This window comes from Lishizhenia sp. (assembly GCF_033720595.1).
GTDB lineage: Bacteria > Bacteroidota > Bacteroidia > Flavobacteriales_D > Crocinitomicaceae > Lishizhenia.
The window spans coordinates 1-3,356 of sequence record NZ_JAWWCF010000256.1 but is presented as its reverse complement, the minus strand read 5'-3'; the positions used below and the strand labels follow the sequence as shown (position 1 = coordinate 3,356).

Annotated in this window: 8 protein-coding genes; all 8 read left to right on the top strand. The window is 37.3% G+C overall.

The annotated features are described in order from the left end of the window. Positions 1–74: 74 nt before the first annotated feature. Entirely contained in the window at positions 75–257 is a 183-nt protein-coding gene (locus R3333_RS13605; RefSeq protein WP_318959322.1) for a hypothetical protein, read from the top strand. A gap of 116 nt (positions 258–373) precedes the next feature. After that, positions 374–697, top strand: coding sequence for a hypothetical protein (locus R3333_RS13600; protein ID WP_318959321.1), 324 nt, complete (start codon positions 374–376; stop codon positions 695–697). Between the two features lie 19 nt (positions 698–716). Then, the gene (locus R3333_RS13595) at positions 717–1,295 is read left to right on the top strand and encodes a hypothetical protein (RefSeq protein WP_318959320.1); all 579 of its coding nucleotides are present in this window, start codon (positions 717–719) and stop codon (positions 1,293–1,295) included. Positions 1,296–1,477: 182 nt separating this feature from the next. Then, entirely contained in the window at positions 1,478–2,065 is a 588-nt protein-coding gene (locus R3333_RS13590) for a hypothetical protein (RefSeq protein ID WP_318959319.1), read from the top strand. 4 nt (positions 2,066–2,069) lie between these two features. After that, complete coding sequence (locus R3333_RS13585; protein WP_318959318.1) at positions 2,070–2,279, top strand: hypothetical protein; 210 nt, start codon at positions 2,070–2,072, stop codon at positions 2,277–2,279. Further along, positions 2,266–2,730: a hypothetical protein gene (locus R3333_RS13580; RefSeq protein WP_318959317.1), complete on the top strand. Its 465-nt coding sequence runs from the start codon at positions 2,266–2,268 to the stop codon at positions 2,728–2,730. Before R3333_RS13585 ends, R3333_RS13580 begins: the two co-directional genes overlap by 14 nt. Before the next feature lie 139 nt (positions 2,731–2,869). Then, a complete protein-coding gene (locus tag R3333_RS13575; protein ID WP_318959316.1) occupies positions 2,870–2,998 on the top strand; it encodes a hypothetical protein in 129 nt (42 codons plus the stop codon). A gap of 4 nt (positions 2,999–3,002) precedes the next feature. Further along, on the top strand, positions 3,003–3,356 hold a 354-nt coding region (locus R3333_RS13570), incomplete at its 3' end, for a hypothetical protein (RefSeq protein ID WP_318959315.1).

Below are 3,356 nucleotides of genomic sequence, written 5' to 3'. Positions count from 1 at the left end.
TGTTTAATGACAACATTATTTTCAACCTTGGCGGTGAATTTTACACTGGAATCAACTCTATAAAAAAATAGATCATGCAAAGTAATTTCCCTAAGAAAAAGACGATTGATGGTAAAGATTACGAAAAGTTCTTTACTGGATCTCACAAGCAAGTAGAAGAATACATTGAGCAATACAATGTTGCAGACAACTACTACTTCAGAACCGAAAAAGACGGACACAAAAAACACTTGTACTTACGTCGAAAACTGAAATAGAAAAACCAAGAAAAAAAGCCCTGAGAACAGTTGATATTTGTATTGAATTAGGTTTGTTGAACAACAGTCTTGGGGCTTAAGAAACTGAATACTTTTTATCAACTTAAATCTATAGAATGCCATTAGATCATCTAGAACTCCAAGCGGAAATAAACCGCCTAAAATCAATCAATGCTGAACAACGCACTAAAATTTCGGACATTGAAGCTGACCTTGTTACTGTAGTGGGTACACTCGGAAACTTTGCAGGTCAATTAGGTATTGATTTTTCGCAATTCAAGGAAGGTGACGACATTGCATCTGTCCTACCTAGTTTAATTTTTAATTTGATGCCTAAATTGACCTCTGGAGGTTTAGACTTGGGCGAAATCAAAGAAATTATTCCAATGATTACTAAATACAAGTATTTGTTGGAGGAAACCAACCTAGACCATGCCTAACCCAAGACTTGATGAAATAATGAACGCTCCGAATCTCTTGGACGTTATTGCTCAGCCTACCGAAGAAAAGAATCCTAATTACTCAAGTACCATTGATTTAGAAAGTAATTTCTCTGAGGATTTCGATTTTGATGCAATTCATCAGGAACAAAGAGAGACTGAACAGGAGCAGCAAGCAGCTGCGCCTGTTGTCCCTCTTCAACCTTATGACGCAAAGAAACATGCAACCTCATTAGTGAATGGGTTGGTTGTTGCTGAAACACTTGTACTCTCTCCTATTGCAACCGTTAAGGCTCGTAAGTCTATAGGCGGAAACAAAGTCATTAAAGCAATGCGAGCCGCTTATCAAAAAGAGTTCAGCGGTGAAGAATTAGACGATCAAGAAAAACGACTTGTTGAGAAATACAAAGATTACGAAGCAAAAATGAAAATGCTAAGTGATGATATTCTCCCAAGTGATTCGATTAAAAAACAGCTTATTGATGCAGCAATTCCGTACATGGAAGAAGTTCGTTGGGAGATTGGCCCAGGAGCAGGATTCTGGACAATGTATGTAGGTTCATTTGCATCTAAAGTTGCCAAAATACTTATGACGTAATGGGAGTAATTGGATGGATAGCAGTAGTTCTGCACACGCTTTTATTTCTCTTTATGCGAAGTAAAACCAAGAAGAAAGCCAAGAAGCATGCCGCAAGAAATGCGAAATTGGAAGTAGAAAACCGAAGATTAAACGCTAAAATAAATAGCCTAGAAAGGAATTAATCTAACCACTAACCCACCATGAACCGAACCAACAAAGTCAATTTGATTGCGGGCGGTCGAGGTACAGGAAAAACCGACTATACTAAACAAGTAATTCAGGCTTCAATCATGCCAAAGAAGTTAATCGTTGATACTTTCGATAACCCACCTTGGCGAAACTTTAAAACTTGGAATCATCCAGAATGGGAACGGCTTAAAATCCCGTTGATTCCAGATATAAAGTATTTGAAGAATTGGAAACAAGGAACGTATAGAATTGTAGTAAAAGATTTTGAGGAGTTTAACCAGTTTATTGAAGAACACGTATTTAATGCGCTTATCTTATATGAAGATGCGACAAGGTTTATAGGTTCTACACTGGATCCAAATTTGAAAAGTTTTATCTACGATACGAAACAGAAAAACATTGACATGCTTTTTGTTTTTCACTCCTTGGCATCCATTCCACCTGAACTGGTAAGAAGTTCCGACACCTTGACCCTATTTAAAACAAATGAAGGTCATCCAGACAAAAAGAAATACCCATGGCCAGATATTCCAATTGTGATGGATGGTTTAAGAGAGTCAACTAACCGATTTTTAAACTTTACGATTCACCTAAGTTAAACTAATGCTTTCGCCACTACGCAAAAACGAACTTGCAGATTTGTACCCTATTTCACAATCTTACTTACGTAGGTTAATGAATGTTGTGTACTACAAGGAGCTACAAGAGGTTGGTTACAATAAGTATTGTATAACCCTTAACCCTAAAGTAATCCGCAAGTTTTTTGAATTGTACGGTGAGCCACTAAACGAAAATGAACTTGAAATCAATTAAACAAATAGCTATTATTGGTTGTGCCGGTGTAGGCATGGTTTCGTGCTCTGCATCAAAACGAGTGGCACGCATTATTGAACGTAACCCTGAGTTGATCGAGGAAACGCAAACAGTAGTTGTAAAAGATACCATTCGGGATACACTGGAGATAACTTACGAAATTGAACAAGTAGACACATCTTTTACCCTAACTGAAGTAGACACCTTTAATTTTGAAAACGATGAAATAGAACTAACCCTAACCCGTAGCGAATTTGATGAGTTTTGGCTTCAAATCATGCCAAAGCCTATCGTAATTGATACTATACTGGAGAAACCAGTAGAAAAAGAAATTGAAGTACAAAAAGTAGTTTACCGTAAAGCTCGTGATGCGTTGATATGGAAACTAAGCACTTTATTTTTGATAATCATAATTGTATTTCAATTTTATATAAAAAGGTCAACTAGATAGTTGACCTTTTCTTTTCAACCCACCCAAAAGGTCTACAAAGGGCAACAAAGAGTAACAAAGGCCTACAAAGGTCTACAAAGGCGCTACTCACGGTTTTGAAACTTCAAATATTTGTATCCAAGCAAAAAAATTAAAACGCATGAACATTAAAGTTTTAGCATGGATCATCATAGCACTTTTACTGGGATTAATCGCAGTTGAGCTTTTTGTTCCAAAGAAAATTCAAGGAGATAAAATCTCCGTAATCGGAAAATCTGAAAACGTTTAACAAGATGGATAAAAACGTAAGTAGAAAAGCGGCACAATTAGTCGCACAGCACGGAAACACCCTTGACATGGGAAGACAATTGTCAATGGGTCCAGGAGGAGCAAAAACTTTGTTAGACGAAGGTGAAAAAGCTCGTCCAACTTCAATCACAATTACCAACCATGGTACAGCTGATAGAGCAATTGTTTTTGGTGTACCGAGACACACTATTTATACAAGTGTTACAGGAACTCCTGACACAGCAGCCTTCTTAGAAGCAGTTGGAGCTGATTTAGTATTAACTGACGGAATTTTGGAAACTGGTGCAGGTGATGTAACAGTTGTTGAAGCAACTTCTAACGACTCTGGAAGAACCATT